Genomic DNA, 17,377 nt, shown 5'->3' with positions numbered 1-17,377 from the left:
CGCTTAGGAAGCGATGGATCAACGGCAGATCCAGTTCCTGCTTGTCGGTGCTGATGCGCAGTGCGTGCACCTTCTCCCCTCGGGAGAAGGTGCCCCGAAGGGGCGGATGAGGGTACGAGCGCCGCCTCGTGCAATCACGCGGATGCAGGCTGGTTTCGCGACGCTTCGCGGTGGCTTGCATTTTGTGCAGCGGCAGGCCAGAGGTGAGGCGCGAGGTCATGCACCTCCAGCGCGACGACGCCCGCTCATCGGTGCGCGCGGCGCACGCGTCGTCGATGCGTTCACCGGCTGGGCGTAACAACGCCACCATCTTCGCCAACGCGTTCGATCGACGGCCGCCACGACCGCACGACCTCACGCGAGTCAGCCCACGTGGTCTGCCGGCGTCTCGCTGCTCCACAACAGCATCGCGTCGCCGTAGCTGAAGAAGCGGTAGCGCTCGGCGATGGCGTGGCGATAGGCGGCGAAGATGCGCTCGCGGCCGGCGAAGGCCGAGACCATCATCAGCAGTGTGCTCTCGGGCAGATGGAAGTTGGTCACCATCGCGTCGACGCTGCGGATGCGGTAGCCGGGCAGGATGAAGATCTGCGTCTCGCCGGCGAACGGATGCAGTTCGCCGTCCTTGGAGGCGCTCTCCAGCGCGCGCACCACCGTGGTCCCCACCGCAATCACGCGCCCGCCTGCCGCGCGCGTGCACCGCACCTGCTCGACCAGGCTGGCGCCGACGTTGAGCCACTCGCGGTGCATCTGGTGCTGCTCCAGCGCTTCCACCCGCACCGGCTGGAAGGTGCCGGCGCCCACATGCAGGGTCACGTGCCCGACCTCGACCCCGCGCTGCTGCAGCGCCTGCAGCAGCGGCGCGTCGAAATGCAGCCCGGCGGTCGGCGCGGCAACCGCACCGGCCTCGCGCGCGAACACGGTCTGGTAGCGCTCGCGGTCGTCCAGGCCCGGCTCGCGGCGGATGTACGGCGGCAACGGCAAGCGCCCGGCCTGCTGCAGCCAGTGCTCCAGCGCGCCGTCCACATGGAACTGCAACTGGTAGAACTCGCCATCGCGGCCCAGCACCTCGGCCTCGCCGCCGGCATCCAGGGCGATGCGCGCCCCGGCCTTGGGCGACTTGCTCACGCCCAACTGCGCCCGCGCGCGCTGGCCGCCGAGCAGCCGCTCGATCAGGATCTCGACCCGCCCGCCGGTGCTCTTCTGCCCGAACAGCCGCGCCGGGATCACCCGCGTGTCGTTGAAGATCAGCAGGTCGCCGGCACGCAGCAACTCGGGCAGGTCGCGCACATGCCCATCGGCGAAGGCCGCCGGCGCCGGCGGCACCAGCAGCAGCCGGCTGGCCGAGCGCTCGGCCAGCGGCTCCTGCGCGATCAGGTCTTCAGGCAGGTCGTAGTGGAAATCGGACTTTTTCAAGGCGCCGGGGGAGATCGGGAATGGGGCCGGCCATTGTAGCGGCGCCGGGATTGGGCATTCGGGATTAGGGATTCGCTGAAGCAGAAGCGGGATCCCGCTCTTGCGAATCCCCAATCCCCAATCCCCAATCCCGAATCCCGAATCCCAGCGCTTCAGCGCTCGAATTTTGTGGACAGAATGATCGACGAGGTAGTGCGCTCCACCCCGTCCAGCGCGCCGATGCGGTCGGTCAGTTCGTCCATGTCGTTGACGCCCGGCACCACGCCGAGCGCGATCAGGTCGAAGGAGCCGCTGACCGAATGCAGCACGCGCACCGCATCGATCTCGCGCAGTGCCTTGACCACCGAGGTCATCTTCTTCGGCAGCACGGTGATCAGGATGTGCGCGCGGATATGGCCCTGTTCGTAGTCGTCGCGGGTGCGCACGGTATAGCCGCAGATCACGCCCTCGCGCTCCAGGCGCTCGATCCGGCTCTGCACGGTGGTCCGCGACACGCCCAGGCGACGGGCGATCTGGGCGGTGGAGGCGCGCGCGTCCTCGCGCAGCAGCGACAGCAGGGCGTCGTCGGAGGCGGTGATCTTCATGACCACCGATTTTCGTCGAATCGACGAAAATGCGTCAATTCCTGCACGGATTCACGCTGCCATTCGACGATCCTGTCCCGATAATAGACAGGATCGTCGCCAGACAGCCCGCCTTCAGGAGATCTCCATGACCGTACTCGGCCCCCTCGCCCCGCTCCGTGCCCACGCCGGCGATCGCCTGACCCAGGGCCTGGACGACGCCAGCATCGAGCGCCTGGCGGCCTCGCATCCGTCGCTGCGCGCGGCGATCGACGCGGCCGGTGCGGACTACGCGCGCATCGCCGCGGAGTTCGGCGACCTGCTCGACCTCGACGAGGCCGAGCAGATCCGCCGCCTGCAGGCCGGGTTCGTCAATTTCTACGCCGACGACGCGGTGACCCCGTACGTGGCGTTGAGCGCGCGCGGCCCGTGGGTGGTCACGCTGAAGGGCGCGGTGCTGTACGACGCCGGCGGCTACGGCATGCTCGGCTTCGGCCACACCCCGGAGGCAGTGCTGGAGGCGATGGCACGGCCGCAGGTAATGGCCAACGTGATGACCCCCAACCTGTCGCAGCTGCGCTTCGAGCGCGCGCTGCGTGCGGAGATCGGCCACCGCCGCGGCGGCTGTCCGTACGCCCGCTTCATGTGCCTCAATTCCGGTTCCGAATCGGTGGGCCTGGCCGCGCGCATCGTCGACATCAACGCCAAGCTGCAGACCGATCCGGGCGCACGCCACGCCGGCGCCAAGATCAAGCGCCTGGTGGTCAAGGGCAGCTTCCACGGCCGCACCGACCGGCCCGGCATGTACTCCGACTCCAGCCGCAAGACCTATCTGCAGCACCTGGCCAGCTACCGCGGCGACGATGGGCTGATCGCCATCGCGCCCTACGACGTGGACGCGCTGCGCCGCGCCTTCGCCGAGGCCGAGCAGCACGGCTGGTTCATCGAGGCGGTGTTCCTGGAGCCGGTGATGGGCGAAGGCGACCCCGGCCGCGCGCTGCCGCCGGCGTTCTATGCCGCCGCGCGCGAACTGACCCGCAACCACGGCAGCCTGCTGCTGGTCGACTCGATCCAGGCCGGCCTGCGCGCGCACGGCGTGCTGTCGGTGGTGGACTATCCCGGCTTCGAGCAGCTCGACCCGCCGGACCTGGAAACCTATTCGAAGGCGCTCAATGCCGCGCAGTACCCGCTGTCGGTGCTGGCAGTGACCGAGCACGCGGCGCAGGTGTATCGCAAGGGCACCTACGGCAACACCATGACCAGCAACCCGCGCGCGCTCGACGTGGCCACGGCGACCCTGGCGCAGTTGACCCCGCAGGTGCGCGCCAACATCCGCGAGCGCGGCGCCGAGGCGGTGCAGAAGCTGGAGAAGCTCAAGGCCGAACTCGGCGGCGCCATCACCCAGGTCCAAGGCACCGGCCTGCTGTTCTCCTGCGCGCTGGCCCCGCAATACAAGTGCTACGGCGCCGGCTCCACCGAGGAGTGGCTGCGCCAGCACGGCGTCAACGTGATCCACGGCGGCGAGAACTCGCTGCGCTTCACCCCGCACTTCGCGATGGACAGCGAAGAGCTGGATCTGCTGGTCGGGCTCATCGGCCGCGCCCTGCGCGAAGGCCCGCGCGTGGCACAGGCCGCGGCGGCCTGAACCCCGCTGCTTGCGGTGCCGCAGGACGGCGCCGCAAGCGGCCAATCCCGACAGCATTGGCGCGTGCCGCCCTTGCACAGAGGGCGAGTATCGGCCTGGTTTCGTGGTCCGCCGATACTGGCGACGCTCATGGCGACACGCGATCTGGCACTGCCACACCCGCTCCTTCGGCATACCTCGAAACGCACCTGGTGCGACGATCCGGCAGCGACAGTGCGCCGTCGGTACCGCGCCATCTCCAGGCAGCATCGGCTGCCTGACACCGGCGCGCCTCGCTACCGCCCCTAGGTCGGACTTCCACGTACCCGCAGCGCCCGTCTGGCCGGCGCTGGCGTCGCGCGCCCGCACGGACGGGCCCTAAACCACCCAGTGCCAAGTCCTGTGGCCGATCACGTGCGTTGGCCGATAGGCCAAATTTTCTGGCGAGTCCGGCTATCCGAACCGCGGCGGACCGGCGCCGATGACAAAGAGATTGCAAACAATTCGCATTTGCATGGAAAATGAATGCACTGCCTGCATCGCATGCGCGGCAGACACCGTTTCGCCCAGCCGCCCGATCTCCCCGCCACGGCCGCTCCCACTGGGGGACGGCCGCTGTCCGCGATCGGGGTGCCGTCCCTCCTGCAAACCGAACCGCCCATGACCTCCCCGATCAAGCGCCGCAAACATGCCGTGACCCGCCAGGCCGCCGCACCGACCCTCACCACCGCCGTGCTGCTGGGCGGGCTGAGCCTGCTTTCCCCCGCGCATGCGGAGACCGGCGACCAGCCCACCACGCTGGACAAGGTCGACGTGCAGGCCCAGCGCGCCAAGCGCTACCTGGTGGAAGTGCCGGACTCGCCGAAGTTCACCCAGCCGCTGATCGACACCCCGCAGACCCTCAACATCATCGGCAAGGACCTGTTCAACGAACAGGGCGCCACCACCCTCACCGAAGCGCTGCGCAACAGCCCGGGTGTGGGCACGTTCTATGTGGGCGAGAACGGCAACACCAGCACCGGCGATGCGATCTACATGCGCGGCTTCGACAGCTCCAGCAGCATCTTCGTCGACGGGTTGCGCGACCTCGGCTCGATCTCGCGCGACGTGTTCAACATCGAGCAGATCGAGGTGGAGAAAGGCCCGGCCGGCACCGACAACGGCCGCAGCGCGCCGACCGGCGCGATCAACCTGGTCAGCAAGCAGGCGCACCTGGACAACGCCAGCAGCGCCACGCTGTCCGGCGGCGACCATGGCCAGCGCCGCGCCACCGCGGACTGGAATCAGGCGCTGGGCGCCAGCAGCGCGCTGCGGTTGAACGTGATGGGCCAGGACAGCGACGCCATCGGCCGCGACCATGTCGCCAACAAGCGCTGGGGCCTGGCCTCGTCGCTGGCGTTCGGCCTGGGCACCGACACGCGCTACCTGCTCGACCTGCTGTACGTGAAGCAGGACAACGTGCCCGACGGCGGCGTGCCGACGATCGGCCTGCCCGGCTACAGCTCGCCCGACCCCGCACGGCCGTGGCTCGGCGGCGCGGCGCGCGTGGACAGCAGCAACTTCTACGGCACCCGCGACGACCACGACGACGTGACCGCGAAGATGGCGACGTTCCGCATCGAGCACGACGTGTCCGACACGGTCAAGCTGACCAATACCGCGCGCTGGGGCCGCAACGAGCAGGACTACCTGCTGTTCGCGTTCATGCCCAACGCCGCCAACCTGCGCACGCCGAATCCGGCGGATCCTGCGACCTGGACGGTGCTGCGCAGCCTGCCGACCTTCAAGGATCAGCAGTACACCACCCTCGCCGACCAGTTGAACCTGCGCGTGGACTTCGCCACCGGCGCAGTGCAGCACAACCTCAGCACCGGCGTGGAAGCCTCGCGCGAGGAACTGCGCAGCTGGGGCCACAACATCGTCGACCGCGCCGCCTGGCTGGCGGCCAATCCGGCCAACCTCTATGCACCGGACTGGAACACCACGCCGCTGCGCACCGCGCGCAACGGCGCGCGCAGCCATGGCACCACCACCACCTACTCGGCCTATGCCTTCGACACGCTGAAGTTCGGCGACAGCTTCCTGGTCACGGCCGGGGTGCGCGCGGATCGCTACAAGACCGACTTCGACAGCCTGGTGTGCAGTTCCGCCACCTCCACCGCCGCGCCCTGCACCACCGTGGTCGGCCTGGACACCGACATCGCCGACACGCTGTTCAGCTGGAAGCTCGGCGCGGTCTACAAGGCCAACGAGGACGTGAGCGTGTACGCCAACTTCGCCACCTCGCAGCAACCGCCCGGCGGCAGCACGCTGGAACTGAGCGCCTCGGCCAACAACGCCAACAATCCGCGCTTCGATCCGCAGAAGGCCAAGACCGCCGAGGTCGGCACGAAATGGAACTTCCTCGACGACGCGCTGTTCGCGACGCTGGCGCTTTTCCGTACCGACGTGAACAACGAGATCGTGCAGGGCAGCGACGGGCTGTACTACCAGAGCGGCGCGAAGCGCGTGCAAGGGATCGAACTGTCGGCGGTCGGCAAGCTGACCGAGCGCTGGTCGCTGTCCAGCGGCTACACCAAGCTGGATGCGCGGGTGCGCCAGGGCACGACCGTCTCGCAGGACGGCAGCCAGGATCTGGCCTACACGCCGGACAGCGCGTTCACCGCCTGGACCACCTACACCCTGCCGTTCGGGCTGACCGTCGGCGGCGGCGTGCGCTACTCGGGCGAGATGAAGCGCGGCCGCGACGGCGCGGTCGGCACGCCGGCGTTCGTGAAGTCGTACACCGTGTGGGACGCGGTGCTGAGCTACCCGGTCAACGACCACGTGGCGCTGCGCCTGAACGCCTACAACCTGTTCGACAAGGACTACGTCGCCGCGATCAACAAGAGCGGCTTCCGCTACACGCCCGGCGCGCCGCGCTCGGTGCTGCTGACTGCCGAGGTCCGCTTCTGAGCGACCGCGCCTGCCAACGCGCGGTGGACGCCCTATCCTGGGCGTCCACCGCCGGAGCGCCCCATGCTGCTGCACATTCCCGACATCCTCACCGCCACTGAGGTCGCGCGGTTCCGCCAGGCATTGGAGACCGCCGACTGGGTGGACGGCCGCGAGACCGTCGGCGCGCAGGGCGCGCAGGTCAAGCGCAACCTGCAACTGGCCGACGCCTCGCCGCTGAAGCAGGACCTCGGCCAGGCGGTGCTGAGCGCACTGGCACGCAGCCCGCTGTACTTCGCCGCGGCGCTGCCGCTGCGCACCATCCCGCCACGCTTCAACCGCTACAGCGGCGGCGGCAGCTACGGCCTGCACGTCGACGGCGCCGTGATGACCCAGGCCGCCACCGCCGCGCAGCCGGCGCTGACCGTGCGCAGCGACCTGTCCTGCACGCTGTTCCTGAGTGCGCCGGAGGAGTACGACGGCGGCGAACTGCTGATCCACGACACCTACGGCGAGCACGAGGTCAAGCTGCCCGCCGGCGACCTGATCCTGTATCCGTCCAGCAGCCTGCACCGGGTCGCGCCGGTGACCCGCGGCGCACGCATGGCATCGTTCTTCTGGGTGCAGAGCCTGGTGCGCGACGCCGGCCGGCGGCAGACCCTGTTCGAGCTGGACACCGCGATCCAGGCGCTGACCGCCAGCGGCGCGGACGCGGCGGCGCTGCTGCGCCTGACCAACGTCTACCACAACCTGCTGCGCGACTGGTCGGAGACATGAGCGGGCGTGGGGACCGGAACGCCGAACATGCCGCCGGCACACGGTCGCGCGTAGGGCACCTGCGCGCTGCCGTTGTACGGTCGCGCTGCGTCGACGCGTGAGTCGCCCCGCTTCACCGACCGCAGTCCGCGCCAGCGCAGGCATCGCCACGCTGCACGGCAGCAGCATGGGCACGCGCTGGAGCGCCAGGCTGCTGCCGCCCCAACGCAGCGACCTGCACGCATTGCGCGATGCGATCCAGGCGCAGCTCGATCTGGTCGTCGCGCAGATGAGCACGTGGGACGCGCAATCGGATCTCAGCCGCTACAACCGCGCCGACGCCGATACCTGGCACGCCTTGCCCGCCGCGTTCGACACAGTGCTGCGCTGCGCGCTGGAAGTGGCGCATCGCAGCGGCGGCGCCTTCGATCCCACGATCGGCGCCGTGGTCGGCGCGTGGGGTTTCGGTGCCACCGCCGGGGATCGGCGGGTGCCGGAGCCCGCCGCCCTGCAACAGGCCCGCGCCGCGGGCGACTGGCGCCGACTGACCGTCGACGACGCGGGCCGCTGGCACCAGCCGGGCGGGCTGCATCTGGATCTGTCGGCGATCGCCAAGGGCTACGGCGTCGACCTGGCAGCGACGGCGCTGCGTGCGCATGGCGTGGAAAGCGCACTGGTCGAGGTCGGCGGCGATCTCTATGGCTACGGCCGCAAGCCGGACGCGCAGCCGTGGCGGGTGTTGATCGAGGCCGCTGCGGACGAGCAGGTGCATGGCGACGCATCGCCGCGCGCGCTCGCGGTCGACGGCCTGGCGGTGGCCACCTCCGGCGACCGCTGGCATCACTTCGAACAGGACGGACGACGCTATGGACACCTGCTGGATCCGCGTCGCGGCCGACCGATCGCCGCGACGCTGGCCGCGGTGACGGTGGTGGCCGCCGATGCCATGCGTGCCGATGCCTGGGCCACTGCCCTGAGCGTGCTCGGTGTGGAGGCCGGACTGGCCTGCGCAGAACGCGAAGGACTGGCGGTGCGCTTCCTGGTGCGCCACGACGGCGCGGTGCAGGAACGGCTCAGCAGCGGCTTCGCGGCGTTAGCACGGGGCTGAGCTGAGCGCGGCACGCTGCTCGATGAGCCGCGGCCAGGGAGAGCACCACAGCACCGCGTGAGACGACGCGCCGGCGTGTTCCGGACACCGCGCCGCGACCCCGACCGCCACTGCTACGGTTGCGGCTTCGGCCGCGGCGACGCCAGCAACGCCACGCCGTCGCGCCATCAGCGCGACGCCGGCAACCCCATGCGCTGCAGCTCGAACACATAGCCCTTGCCGCGTACCGTGCGGATCCATTGCGGCACCAGCGGGTCGTCGCCGAGCTTCTGGCGCAGCCGCGAGACCTGCAGATCGATGCCGCGGCTGCCCGCAGGCATGCTGGCCTCGCCGTCGCCCAGCGCGGTGCGCAGCGTCTCGCGCGTGAGCACCTCGCCCGGCTGCTCCAGAAACACCGCCATCAGCCGCAGTTCGCCGGGCGACAGCGGGATCGTCCGCCCGTCCGGCGCCACCGCCTGGTGCCGCGCGGCATCGACCTGCCAGCCGCCATGCGCCGCTGCCGGCGGCTGGGTCGCGCGCACCCGACGCAGCACCGCGTTGAGCCGCGCCACCAGTTCGCGCAGGTCGGGCGGCCGCACCAGGAAGTCGTCCGCGCCCAGATCCAGCCCGATCACCCGGTCCACCGGCTCGGCGCGGTCGGCCATCATCACGATGGCGATATCGCCGCGGTCGCGCAGTTGCCGGCACAGGCGCAGGCCCTCGGCACCGTCGAGGCCGGCATCGAGCACCACCGCGTCGTAATGCCCGGCCGCCAGTTGCGCCTGCAGGTGCGGCGCACTGTCGGCGTCGTGGGCCTGCAGGTTGAAACACGCCAGGTAATCGCGAATCCGGTCGCGCAAGACCGCGTCCGCGTCCGCCACCAGAATTTTCGCCAACCACCTGTTGTCCGAGAGCACCTGTCGGCTTCCGCTGTACGGCCCGGATGGCCGCGTTCGCGCATTGGACGCGGTCGGCGTCGACGCTGCAAGAGCCGCGCGCGTGATGCAGCGGGCTCAGTCCGCCGGCGTCGGCAGGGCCTCGATGCGCATCGCCAACACCTCCCCGCCCCCGCTCAAAGCGAAGCGGCGCCTGGCATCGGCGGCCAACCAGGCGCTGTCGCCGGCCGCCAATGGCGGCAGTCCGCTGGCCGCATCGAACTGCGCTTGCCCTGCCAGAAGATGAACGGCCCAGGCGACACCGGGTTCGGCGAAGAACAGCATCGGCCCGACCAGCGGCCGGTGCAGCAGTTGCGTGCGCAGCCGGTCGCGTCGCCACATGAGGTTGAAATCGTGGGTCGGCCCGTCCAGCAACTCGCCACGCAGCGGCCGCTCGCCGGCGAAGCGCAGGCGCGCGCAAGGATCCTGCAGCACTTGTTCCTCGCCGTCGTCGAAACGCAGGCGCACGCCGTTGCCGCGCAGCAGGACCAGTTCGCGGTCGATCCCGGGGAAAGCTGAAAAGGCGGCATCCTGCTCGATCTCGGCGATGGACAGGCGCAGCAGCCAGTCGTCGCCGACCGCCGGCAGACGCAGGATCTCCCGGGTCCAGCCCAGGCCGTTGCGCCAGCGTTCGCGGCGATACTCATTGGCGGGGATCACCCGCGCGGGCAGCGTGCACCAGTCCATGCGCGCATTCTGCACGATCAAGGCAAGTAGCCGGTCCTTGGCCAGCCCGAATATGCGACGCAGGAGGCGCCATGGCGCCCAAAAAAAACATCGCCCGGCTGCACGTCACTGTGCAACGCCGGGCGACGATGTACCTCCCTGTCGGCTTCCTGCCTTCCCCCTTCGCATCCTGCTCAGTGAGGCTGCGGCCGCGCGTCCAGCGCCGGCCCTATCCTTTCGTTGCAAATCCCTTTAACGCCTTTCCACCGGCTTGGCAGCTGCCTGCTTGGCGGCTGTCGGTGCGGGTGCCTTCGTGGCGCCCACATCGATCCGGTCGCGGTTCCGCTCGACCGTCTTGAGTCCGATGCCTTTCACCAGTGCCAGTTCCTCGGCGCTCTTGAAAGGTCCGTGCGCCTGCCGGTAGTCGACGATCGCCTGGGCCTTGGAGGCCCCCACGTTCACCAACACCTGGTCGATTTCCTCCGCTCCAGCGGAGTTGATGTTGACCTTGTCCGCGGCGAGCGCGGAACCGGACAGCATCAGGGCAACGACCAGCGACTTCAGGACCACGATAAAAGACTGCATGGCAACGCTCCTTGTGACTTGGATGGGGACTTCGCCGGCCTTTCCTGCCGGCGTTGTCAGCATCGCTCGCCACATGGGTACAGCCTATCGTCGGAACGCGTCACAAACAGCAGGTAAACGGCGCGTCGCCGTGTAGGAAAAACCCTACACTGGCACCGGGGCGTAGAATGGCTGCACACGTGTGCAATCACTTCGGAGCTTTTCATGGACAGTGCCAAGATCGACCGTTTCCTGAGCGAAAAGTGGGATGACGACATCGTCCCGCAACTGGTCGATTACATCCGCATCCCCAACAAATCGCCGATGTTCGACGCCGATTGGGTCGCGCATGGCTACATGGCCGATGCGGTGGCGCTGATGGAGCGCTGGGCGCGCGCGCAGGCGATCCCCGGCCTGCAGGTGGAGGTGGTGCAACTGGAAGGCCGCACCCCGTTGATCTACCTGGAGGTGCCGGCCAGCAGCGACGCGACCGGCGAGGACACCGTGCTGCTGTACGGGCACCTGGACAAGCAGCCGGAAATGACCGGCTGGGACGCCGACCTGGGTCCGTGGACGCCGGTGCTCAAGGGCGACCGCCTGTACGGCCGCGGCGGCGCCGACGACGGCTACGCCCTGTTCGGTTCGCTGGCGGCGATCCAGGCGCTGCAGGACCAGGGCATTCCGCACGCGCGCTGCGTGGTGCTGATCGAGGCCTGCGAGGAATCGGGCAGCTACGACCTGCCCGCCTACGTCGACCATCTGGCGGCGCGGATCGGCAAGCCCTCGCTGGTGGTGTGCCTGGATTCGGGCTGCGGCAACTACGAGCAGCTGTGGTGCACGACCTCGCTGCGCGGCCTGGCCGGCGGCAACTTCAGCGTCAAGGTGCTCAGCGAAGGCGTGCATTCGGGCGACGCCTCCGGCGTGGTGCCGTCGAGCTTCCGCGTGCTGCGCGACCTGCTGTCGCGGCTGGAGGACGAAGCCACCGGCAAGATCAAGGTCGAGGGCCTGTACGCCGACATCCCCGAGGAGCGGCTGGCGCAGGCGCGCAAGGTCGCCGAGGTGCTGGGCGACGAGGTCTACAGCAAGTTCCCGTTCCTGCCCGGCATGCGGCCGATGCACGAGGACCTGTCCGAGCTGGTGCTCAACCGCACCTGGCGCCCGGCACTGTCGGTGACCGGCGCCGACGGCCTGCCGCCGCTGGCCTCGGCCGGCAATGTGCTGCGCCCGGAAACCGCGGTGAAGCTGTCGCTGCGCCTGCCGCCGACGCTGGACGGCAAGCACGCCGGCGAACTGCTCAAGGACGTGCTGCTGCGTGATCCGCCGTACGGCGCCGAGGTGTCGCTGGCGCTGGAGAAGTCCTCCTCCGGCTGGAATGCACCGGCGCAGTCGCCGTGGCTGACGGATGCGATCGAAGCGGCCTCGCAGGCGGCGTTCGGCAAGCCGGCGATGTACATGGGCGAAGGCGGCTCGATCCCGTTCATGGGCATGCTCGGCGAGAAGTTCCCCGGTGCGCAGTTCATGATCACCGGCGTGCTCGGCCCGCATTCCAACGCGCACGGCCCGAACGAGTTCCTGCACATCCCGATGGGCAAGCGGGTCACCGCCTGCGTGTCGCGGGTGATCGCCGCCCACCATGCCGCCAGCCTGCGCGGCGAGACCACCGGCAGCGCGGCGGTGGCCGGCGGCGAGCAGCATGGCGGGCATGGGTGCTGTTGATGGGGCCGGGATGGCGGGAGTCGGGAGTCGGGAGTCGGGATTGGCGACGCCTGTTTCCTGAGTGACTGATCCGTCCCCTGCTTGCGGTGGGAGAGGCGTCGGCTCCGACGCGGCGCCTTTCCGATGGTGTCATCCGCGCAGCGCGGGCGGCCGCCTTCCATGGGCGTGCCGACTGCGCGGCGTACGCAAGCATCGACGCCATCACAGTCGATCTGGCACGATCCGACGCTGATCCCCCTCCGCGCTCGGAACGCTCTCCATGCACACTCTGTTCGGCAGCGACAGCTGGCTCTACATCATCCTGGTGGGCTTCGTGGTCGGCCTGCTGGCGCGTTTCCTCGGCCCCAGCAGCGGACGCTCCGGCTGCCTGTTCACCGTGTTGCTGGGTATCGCCGGCGCGCTGCTCGCCGGCTGGTTCGGCCACTACATGGGCTGGTACAGCCGTGGCGAGCCGGCGGGCTTCCTCGGTGCGCTGCTCGGCGCCATCGCCCTGCTCGCCTTGTTGCGGCTGTTCTCCAGCAAGCGCTGAGGCACGGCGCGCCGCTCGCCACGGCGGCGGCGCCCGTTTACGCTGTGCGGCTCGTTTCCGCCGCAGCCTGCCGATGAGCGCCAGCCCGATGGTTCCCGATGTTCTTGCGGCACGCGCCGCGCAACGCCTGGCCTGGGCGCGCACGGCCCTGGACGACGCACAGGCGACGCTGCAGCGCGCCTCCGTGGACGCCGGCCAGCGCAGCTACTGGCGCAGCCATGGCCAGGGCGCCAGCCGCATCGTGATGGATTCGCCGCCGGACCTGGAAGACGTGCGGCCGTGGCTGCGCATGCATGCGCTGCTGCACGGCGGCGGCGTGCGGGTGCCGACGATCCTGGCGCAGGACGCGGAGGCCGGCTTCCTGCTGCTGGAAGACCTGGGCCAACCGACCCTGGCGCAATGCCTGGACACGAGCACCGCGGACGCGCACTTCGACGCCGCGCTCGGCCAGTTGCTGCGGCTGCAGGCGATCGCGCCGCCGCCAGGCATGGGCGTGTTCGGCGAGGCGCTACTGCAACGCGACGCGGGCCTGTTCGAGGAGTGGTTCCTGCAACGCCACCTGGGCATTACCCTGGATGCCGACGAACGCGCGGCCCTGCACGGCGTGCAGCGCCAGCTCATGGACAACGCGCTGACCCAGCCGCAGGTGCTGGTGCATCGCGACTTCATGCCGCGCAACCTGATGCCGGCGGCCGACGGTCCCGCCGTGCTGGATTTCCAGGACTGCGTGACCGGACCGGTGGCCTACGACCCGGTCAGCCTGTTCAAGGACACCACGGTCAGCTGGCCTTTGGCGCAGGTCGACGCGTGGCTCGCCAGCTATCACGCGCGTGCGCTGCAGGCCGGGATTCCGGTGCCGCCGCTGGCGCAATTCCTGCGCGACGCCGAGTGGATGGGCGTGCAGCGCCACCTGAAGAACCTGGGCATCTTCGCACGGCTGAACTACCGCGACGGCAAGGCCTGGTACCTGGATAACGTGCCGCGCTTCATCGCCTACCTCGACGAAGCATTGCCGCGGCACCCGACCCTGCAGCCGCTGGCGCAACTGCTGCAGACGCGGATCAAGCCGGCCCTGGCGCAGCGCGCGGCGGCCTGCGCATGAAGGCGCTGATCTTCGCCGCCGGCCTCGGCGAGCGCATGCGTCCGTTGACCGCACACACGCCCAAGCCGCTGCTGGCGGTGGGCGGCACGCCGCTGATCGTCTGGCACCTGCGCAAGCTCGCCGCGCTGGGCGTGCGCGAGGTGGTGATCAACACGTCCTGGCTGGCCGAACAGTTCCCGCAGACGCTCGGCGACGGCAGCGCGTTCGGGCTGCGCATCGCCTATTCCTACGAAGGCGCCACACCGCTGGAAACCGGCGGCGGCATGCTGCACGCACTGCCGCTGCTCGGCGAGGCACCGTTCCTGCTGGTCAACGGCGACATCTGGACCGACTTCGATTTCGCCCGACTGGCGCCCGAGCCGCCAGGCCTGGCGCAACTGGTGCTGGTGGATCCGCCGGCCTATGCGGCGCACGGCGATTTCGCCCTGCAGGACGACGGGCACGTGCACAACGCCGGCGACCCGCTGCTCACCTACGCCGGCATCGGCATGTACCGCCCCGCCCTGCTGCGCGACTGGCAGACCATCGCCGCCCCGGCACCGACCGCGCCGGGCGTGCCGCCCCGCTTCTCGGTGGTGCCGCTGCTGCGCGCGCAGGCCGAACGAGGCCAGCTGCACGGCCTGCACCACCCTGGCCGCTGGACCGACGTGGGGACGCCGCAGCGGTTGGCGGAGTTGGATGAGGTGCTGGGAATGGGGAAACGGGAATCGGGAATCGGGAAAAGCTGAGGTCCCACAGCTTGCCTGCCCCACGGCGGCACGCGAGCATCTCCAGAACCCTTCGATTCCGAGCACGACACGCGGAACATCAGCGGCGCCGTGCCGGTTACGCGGCGCGAAGCGCTGTTTTTCTCGAATGCCGCAGTCCGGCTTCGGTCGCGGGGATCTCAGTTTTTCCCCATTCCCGATTCCCCACTCCCGATTCCCACCCTCCGCAAAAACGGCACCGTCACCCGCCGCTGCGCGGCCAGCGATTCGCGGTCCAGGCGCTCCAGCAGGCCGATCAGGCCGGCCAGGTCGCGTCCGGCGTGGGTCAGCAGCCAGTCGATCGCCGCGTCTTCCAGCACCAGGCCACGGCGCTGGGCACGCTCGCGCAGCACCGCGGCGCGGCCGGCGTCGTCCAGTGGCGCCAAGGCGATGCGGGTGCACTGCGACAGCCGCGAGCGCAGGTCCGGCAGACTGAGCGCCAGGCCGTCGGGCATCGCCTGCGCGGTGTACAGCAGGGTCACCCCGGCGCTGCGCGCACGGTTGTGAAAATCGAACAGCGCCACCTCGTCCTCGCGCTGCCCGGCGATCGCTTCCAGGCCGTCGAGGGCGACCAGATCGCGGCCCTCCAATGCTTCCAACGCATCGCGCAGGCGGCCGGCGGCGGCCTGCAGCGGCAGGTAGGCGGCGCTGCGCCCGGCCTGCTCGGTGGCCGCGCACAGCGCCAGGGCCAGGTGGGTCTTGCCGGTGCCGGCAGGGCCAGACAGGTACACCCAGTCGTCGGCGGCGCCGTCGGCGACCGCCTGCAGCTGCGCCAGCAACCCGTCCGGCGCGCCCAGATAGCGGTCCAGGCGCTGTTCCGGCGGATAGCGCAGGGCCAACGGCAGTTGCGGCACGCTCACGGCTGGTCGGGGCTGCGCGGCGGCAGTTCGATGATGGTGGTGCGCTCGGTGACCGTATCCAGCAGGATCGCCGACTTCTCGCCCGCGTACAGGTCGCTCTGCCGGTACTGCTCGTGCAGGTAGTGCAGCAGCACGTTGGCCACCGCCGCCACCGGCAGCGCCAGCAGCATGCCGAGGAAACCGAACAGCTGGCCGCCGGCCATCACCGCGAAGATCACCGCCACCGGATGCAGGCCGATCTTGTCGCCGACGATGCGCGGGGTCAGCACGTAGCTTTCCAGCAACTGGCCGACGGTGAACACCACGCCGACCAGGATCAGCAACTGCAGGTCGAAGCCCTTGGCCTGCACCAGTGCGGCCAGCACCGCCAGCAGGATGCCGGTGGTCGCGCCCAGGTACGGGATGAAGCTGATCAGGCCGGCGACGATGCCGATCAACAGGCCGAGCTTGAGGCCAACCAGGGTCAGGCCGCCGGCGTAGATCACGCCCAGCGCCAGCATCACCAGGAACTGGCCGCGGATGAACGCACCCAGCACCTCGTTGGACTGCTGCGCCAGGCGGGTGATGGTGCCGACGTGGTTGCGCGGGATGGTGGCGGCCACGCGCGCAACCAGCAGGTCCCAGTCGCGCAGGAAGTAGAAGGTCAGGATCGGCAGCAGCACCAGGTTGACCACCCAGGTCACCATCGCGAAGCCCGAGCGCGACAGGTAGCCGAAGAAGGTCGCGGCGACGCCGCCGGCCTGCTGCCAGTGCCCGCGGATCCAGTCGATCAGCCGCTCCGGATCCAGCCAGCCCATCAGCTCCAGCCCGGTCTTCTGCTCGGCCCACGGGATCGCGGTGCCGATGAACCAGTCGCGCGCCTGCGGCAGCACGTCGATGAAGGTGACGATCTGCCGCTCCAGCATCGGCACCAGGATCACCAGCGCCAGCACCAGCAGCAACACCATCAGCACGAACACCAGGGTCACCGCCATGTTGCGCGAGCGCCCGGCGCGCTCCAGGCGGTCCACCAGCGGGTCGCCGAGCCAGCCGAGCAGCAGCGCCAGCACGAACGGGGTCAGGATCGGCGCCAGCAGCCACACCACCCACAGCACGCCGACGATCACCGCCGTCCATTTCAGGCGGCGCAGGAACAGCGCGATCTCGGCTTCGGGCGACAGCGTCATTTCAGGCGGTACTCCGTCGGCTCGCTGTTGAGGATCACCGGACCCTCGACCGGCGCGACCACCGGCTGCAGCGCGGCGTCCGGGCCGAGCATGCGGTTCAGACCGGACACGCCGCTGAGCAGGTCCAGGTCCAGCTCCAGGCGGTCGCCATCGGCGCGGACCGGCACGATGCGCCGCACCACCGAGGCGTTCTGCAGCGCGGCGGAGGCGCGCAGGTAATCGTCGGCGCTGCGGATGCCGGTGATCACCACCCGGTAGATGCCGGCCGGGCCGGCGCTGACCGCCTTGGCATAACGCTTGACCAGGGCGTCGGCGGCGCCGTCGGCACCGCTGGCCATGGCGCGGCGCGCGTCGGCGTCGCTGGACGACCAGGTCGACAGCACCTTGCCGCTATCGACGAAGGTCCAGTCCGCGGTCCAGCCGCCGGCCTTGCCGCGGTACAGCTTGCCGATCAGTTGCATCGGCGGGCTGTAGCGCGACGAGGCGCTGGCCACCGCCGCGGTGTCCTGGCGCCAGATCGCGCCGGCCAGGGCCTGCTCGGCGGCGTTGCCGGTCGGCAGGCCGAGGCGGAAGCCACGCTCGATCGCCCGGTCGAGCAGGCTGCGCGCGGCGTTGGACTGCTGCACGCCGACCAGGCGCGGGCCGCTGCCGTCGTCGATGGCCAGCCACACCACCGGCTTGGGCCGCGGCTGCGGCCACACCGGCAGGCCCAGCGC

Annotated in this window: 16 protein-coding genes and 1 pseudogene; 8 read left to right on the top strand and 9 right to left on the bottom strand. The window is 69.8% G+C overall.

Annotation, left to right across the window (positions count from 1 at the left end; translation table 11 throughout):
• From CEK68_RS21345 to CEK68_RS19590, 3 genes and pseudogenes are all read right to left on the bottom strand, one after another.
• Positions 1–220 (bottom strand): annotated as a pseudogene (locus CEK68_RS21345) (hypothetical protein); the annotation flags it as partial.
• Positions 221–363: 143 nt separating this feature from the next.
• Entirely contained in the window at positions 364–1,413 is a 1,050-nt protein-coding gene (gene queA / locus CEK68_RS19595) for a tRNA preQ1(34) S-adenosylmethionine ribosyltransferase-isomerase QueA (protein WP_152240391.1), read from the bottom strand.
• Positions 1,414–1,565: 152 nt separating this feature from the next.
• Positions 1,566–1,997 carry an Lrp/AsnC family transcriptional regulator gene (locus tag CEK68_RS19590; protein ID WP_017909210.1) on the bottom strand — a complete coding sequence of 144 codons (432 nt, stop codon included), beginning with the start codon at positions 1,995–1,997 and terminating at the stop codon, positions 1,566–1,568.
• A 127-nt stretch (positions 1,998–2,124) separates the two neighbouring features.
• On the opposite strand from CEK68_RS19590, the gene CEK68_RS19585 reads away from it, so the two are divergent.
• From CEK68_RS19585 to CEK68_RS19570, 4 genes are all read left to right on the top strand, one after another.
• Positions 2,125–3,621 carry an aminotransferase class III-fold pyridoxal phosphate-dependent enzyme gene (locus CEK68_RS19585; protein ID WP_017913791.1) on the top strand — a complete coding sequence of 499 codons (1,497 nt, stop codon included), beginning with the start codon at positions 2,125–2,127 and terminating at the stop codon, positions 3,619–3,621.
• Positions 3,622–4,260: 639 nt separating this feature from the next.
• The gene (locus CEK68_RS19580; RefSeq protein ID WP_152240390.1) at positions 4,261–6,555 is read left to right on the top strand and encodes a catecholate siderophore receptor Fiu; all 2,295 of its coding nucleotides are present in this window, start codon (positions 4,261–4,263) and stop codon (positions 6,553–6,555) included.
• Positions 6,556–6,618: 63 nt separating this feature from the next.
• Entirely contained in the window at positions 6,619–7,311 is a 693-nt protein-coding gene (locus CEK68_RS19575) for a Fe2+-dependent dioxygenase (protein WP_152240389.1), read from the top strand.
• A 166-nt stretch (positions 7,312–7,477) separates the two neighbouring features.
• On the top strand, positions 7,478–8,398 hold the full coding sequence (locus tag CEK68_RS19570) for an FAD:protein FMN transferase (protein WP_152240392.1): 921 nt from the start codon (positions 7,478–7,480) through the stop codon (positions 8,396–8,398).
• Positions 8,399–8,565: 167 nt separating this feature from the next.
• Here the strand turns inward: CEK68_RS19570 and CEK68_RS19565 are convergent, their stop codons facing one another.
• The 3 genes from CEK68_RS19565 to CEK68_RS19555 all read right to left on the bottom strand — a co-directional run bounded on the left by CEK68_RS19565 (position 8,566) and on the right by CEK68_RS19555 (position 10,563).
• Positions 8,566–9,258: a response regulator transcription factor gene (locus CEK68_RS19565; RefSeq protein ID WP_017913796.1), complete on the bottom strand. Its 693-nt coding sequence runs from the start codon at positions 9,256–9,258 to the stop codon at positions 8,566–8,568.
• Positions 9,259–9,390: 132 nt separating this feature from the next.
• Positions 9,391–9,999, bottom strand: coding sequence for a HutD family protein (locus CEK68_RS19560; RefSeq protein WP_026144407.1), 609 nt, complete (start codon positions 9,997–9,999; stop codon positions 9,391–9,393).
• A gap of 231 nt (positions 10,000–10,230) precedes the next feature.
• A complete protein-coding gene (locus CEK68_RS19555; protein WP_017909203.1) occupies positions 10,231–10,563 on the bottom strand; it encodes a ComEA family DNA-binding protein in 333 nt (110 codons plus the stop codon).
• 204 nt (positions 10,564–10,767) lie between these two features.
• On the opposite strand from CEK68_RS19555, the gene CEK68_RS19550 reads away from it, so the two are divergent.
• The 4 genes from CEK68_RS19550 (at position 10,768) to murU (ending at position 14,617) form a co-directional block, all read left to right on the top strand.
• Positions 10,768–12,258, top strand: a complete 1,491-nt coding sequence (locus tag CEK68_RS19550; RefSeq protein ID WP_017913798.1) for a M20 family metallopeptidase — start codon at positions 10,768–10,770, stop codon at positions 12,256–12,258.
• 259 nt (positions 12,259–12,517) lie between these two features.
• Complete coding sequence (locus tag CEK68_RS19545; RefSeq protein WP_010344083.1) at positions 12,518–12,787, top strand: GlsB/YeaQ/YmgE family stress response membrane protein; 270 nt, start codon at positions 12,518–12,520, stop codon at positions 12,785–12,787.
• Between the two features lie 73 nt (positions 12,788–12,860).
• Entirely contained in the window at positions 12,861–13,889 is a 1,029-nt protein-coding gene (locus tag CEK68_RS19540; RefSeq protein WP_152240388.1) for a phosphotransferase, read from the top strand.
• A complete protein-coding gene (gene murU / locus CEK68_RS19535) occupies positions 13,886–14,617 on the top strand; it encodes an N-acetylmuramate alpha-1-phosphate uridylyltransferase MurU (protein ID WP_152240387.1) in 732 nt (243 codons plus the stop codon). Before CEK68_RS19540 ends, murU begins: the two co-directional genes overlap by 4 nt.
• A 158-nt stretch (positions 14,618–14,775) precedes the next feature.
• Here murU and hda read toward each other — a convergent pair whose 3' ends face one another.
• From hda to CEK68_RS19520, 3 genes are all read right to left on the bottom strand, one after another.
• Positions 14,776–15,495 (bottom strand): DnaA regulatory inactivator Hda, encoded by a 720-nt coding sequence (gene hda / locus CEK68_RS19530; RefSeq protein ID WP_017915779.1) that lies wholly within the window; start codon positions 15,493–15,495, stop codon positions 14,776–14,778.
• Positions 15,492–16,661, bottom strand: a complete 1,170-nt coding sequence (locus CEK68_RS19525) for an AI-2E family transporter (protein WP_017909199.1) — start codon at positions 16,659–16,661, stop codon at positions 15,492–15,494. Before CEK68_RS19525 ends, hda begins: the two co-directional genes overlap by 4 nt.
• Positions 16,658–17,377 (bottom strand): DUF2066 domain-containing protein (locus CEK68_RS19520; RefSeq protein ID WP_152240386.1); only part of this gene is annotated, 720 nt, incomplete at its 5' end. The genes CEK68_RS19520 and CEK68_RS19525, both read right to left, overlap by 4 nt.

Source organism: Xanthomonas sp. LMG 12461 (genome assembly GCF_009192935.1).
In the GTDB taxonomy this organism is placed as follows: domain Bacteria; phylum Pseudomonadota; class Gammaproteobacteria; order Xanthomonadales; family Xanthomonadaceae; genus Xanthomonas_A; species Xanthomonas_A sontii.
The sequence above is the reverse complement of the archived record's forward strand: the minus strand, read 5'-3'. Positions and strand labels throughout refer to the sequence as shown.

Bases quoted from the DNA above. Each gene is read 5' to 3' on its own strand.
- CEK68_RS19590 (WP_017909210.1), bottom strand. From the start codon at position 1,997: ATGAAGATCACCGCCTCCGACGACGCCCTGCTGTCGCTGCTGCGCGAG.
- CEK68_RS19585 (WP_017913791.1), top strand. From the start codon at position 2,125: ATGACCGTACTCGGCCCCCTCGCCCCGCTCCGTGCCCACGCCGGCGAT.
- CEK68_RS19580 (WP_152240390.1), top strand. From the start codon at position 4,261: ATGACCTCCCCGATCAAGCGCCGCAAACATGCCGTGACCCGCCAGGCC.
- CEK68_RS19575 (WP_152240389.1), top strand. From the start codon at position 6,619: ATGCTGCTGCACATTCCCGACATCCTCACCGCCACTGAGGTCGCGCGG.
- CEK68_RS19570 (WP_152240392.1), top strand. From the start codon at position 7,478: ATGGGCACGCGCTGGAGCGCCAGGCTGCTGCCGCCCCAACGCAGCGAC.
- CEK68_RS19560 (WP_026144407.1), bottom strand. From the start codon at position 9,999: ATGGACTGGTGCACGCTGCCCGCGCGGGTGATCCCCGCCAATGAGTAT.
- CEK68_RS19555 (WP_017909203.1), bottom strand. From the start codon at position 10,563: ATGCAGTCTTTTATCGTGGTCCTGAAGTCGCTGGTCGTTGCCCTGATG.
- CEK68_RS19550 (WP_017913798.1), top strand. From the start codon at position 10,768: ATGGACAGTGCCAAGATCGACCGTTTCCTGAGCGAAAAGTGGGATGAC.
- CEK68_RS19545 (WP_010344083.1), top strand. From the start codon at position 12,518: ATGCACACTCTGTTCGGCAGCGACAGCTGGCTCTACATCATCCTGGTG.
- CEK68_RS19540 (WP_152240388.1), top strand. From the start codon at position 12,861: ATGAGCGCCAGCCCGATGGTTCCCGATGTTCTTGCGGCACGCGCCGCG.
- murU (WP_152240387.1), top strand. From the start codon at position 13,886: ATGAAGGCGCTGATCTTCGCCGCCGGCCTCGGCGAGCGCATGCGTCCG.
- CEK68_RS19525 (WP_017909199.1), bottom strand. From the start codon at position 16,661: ATGACGCTGTCGCCCGAAGCCGAGATCGCGCTGTTCCTGCGCCGCCTG.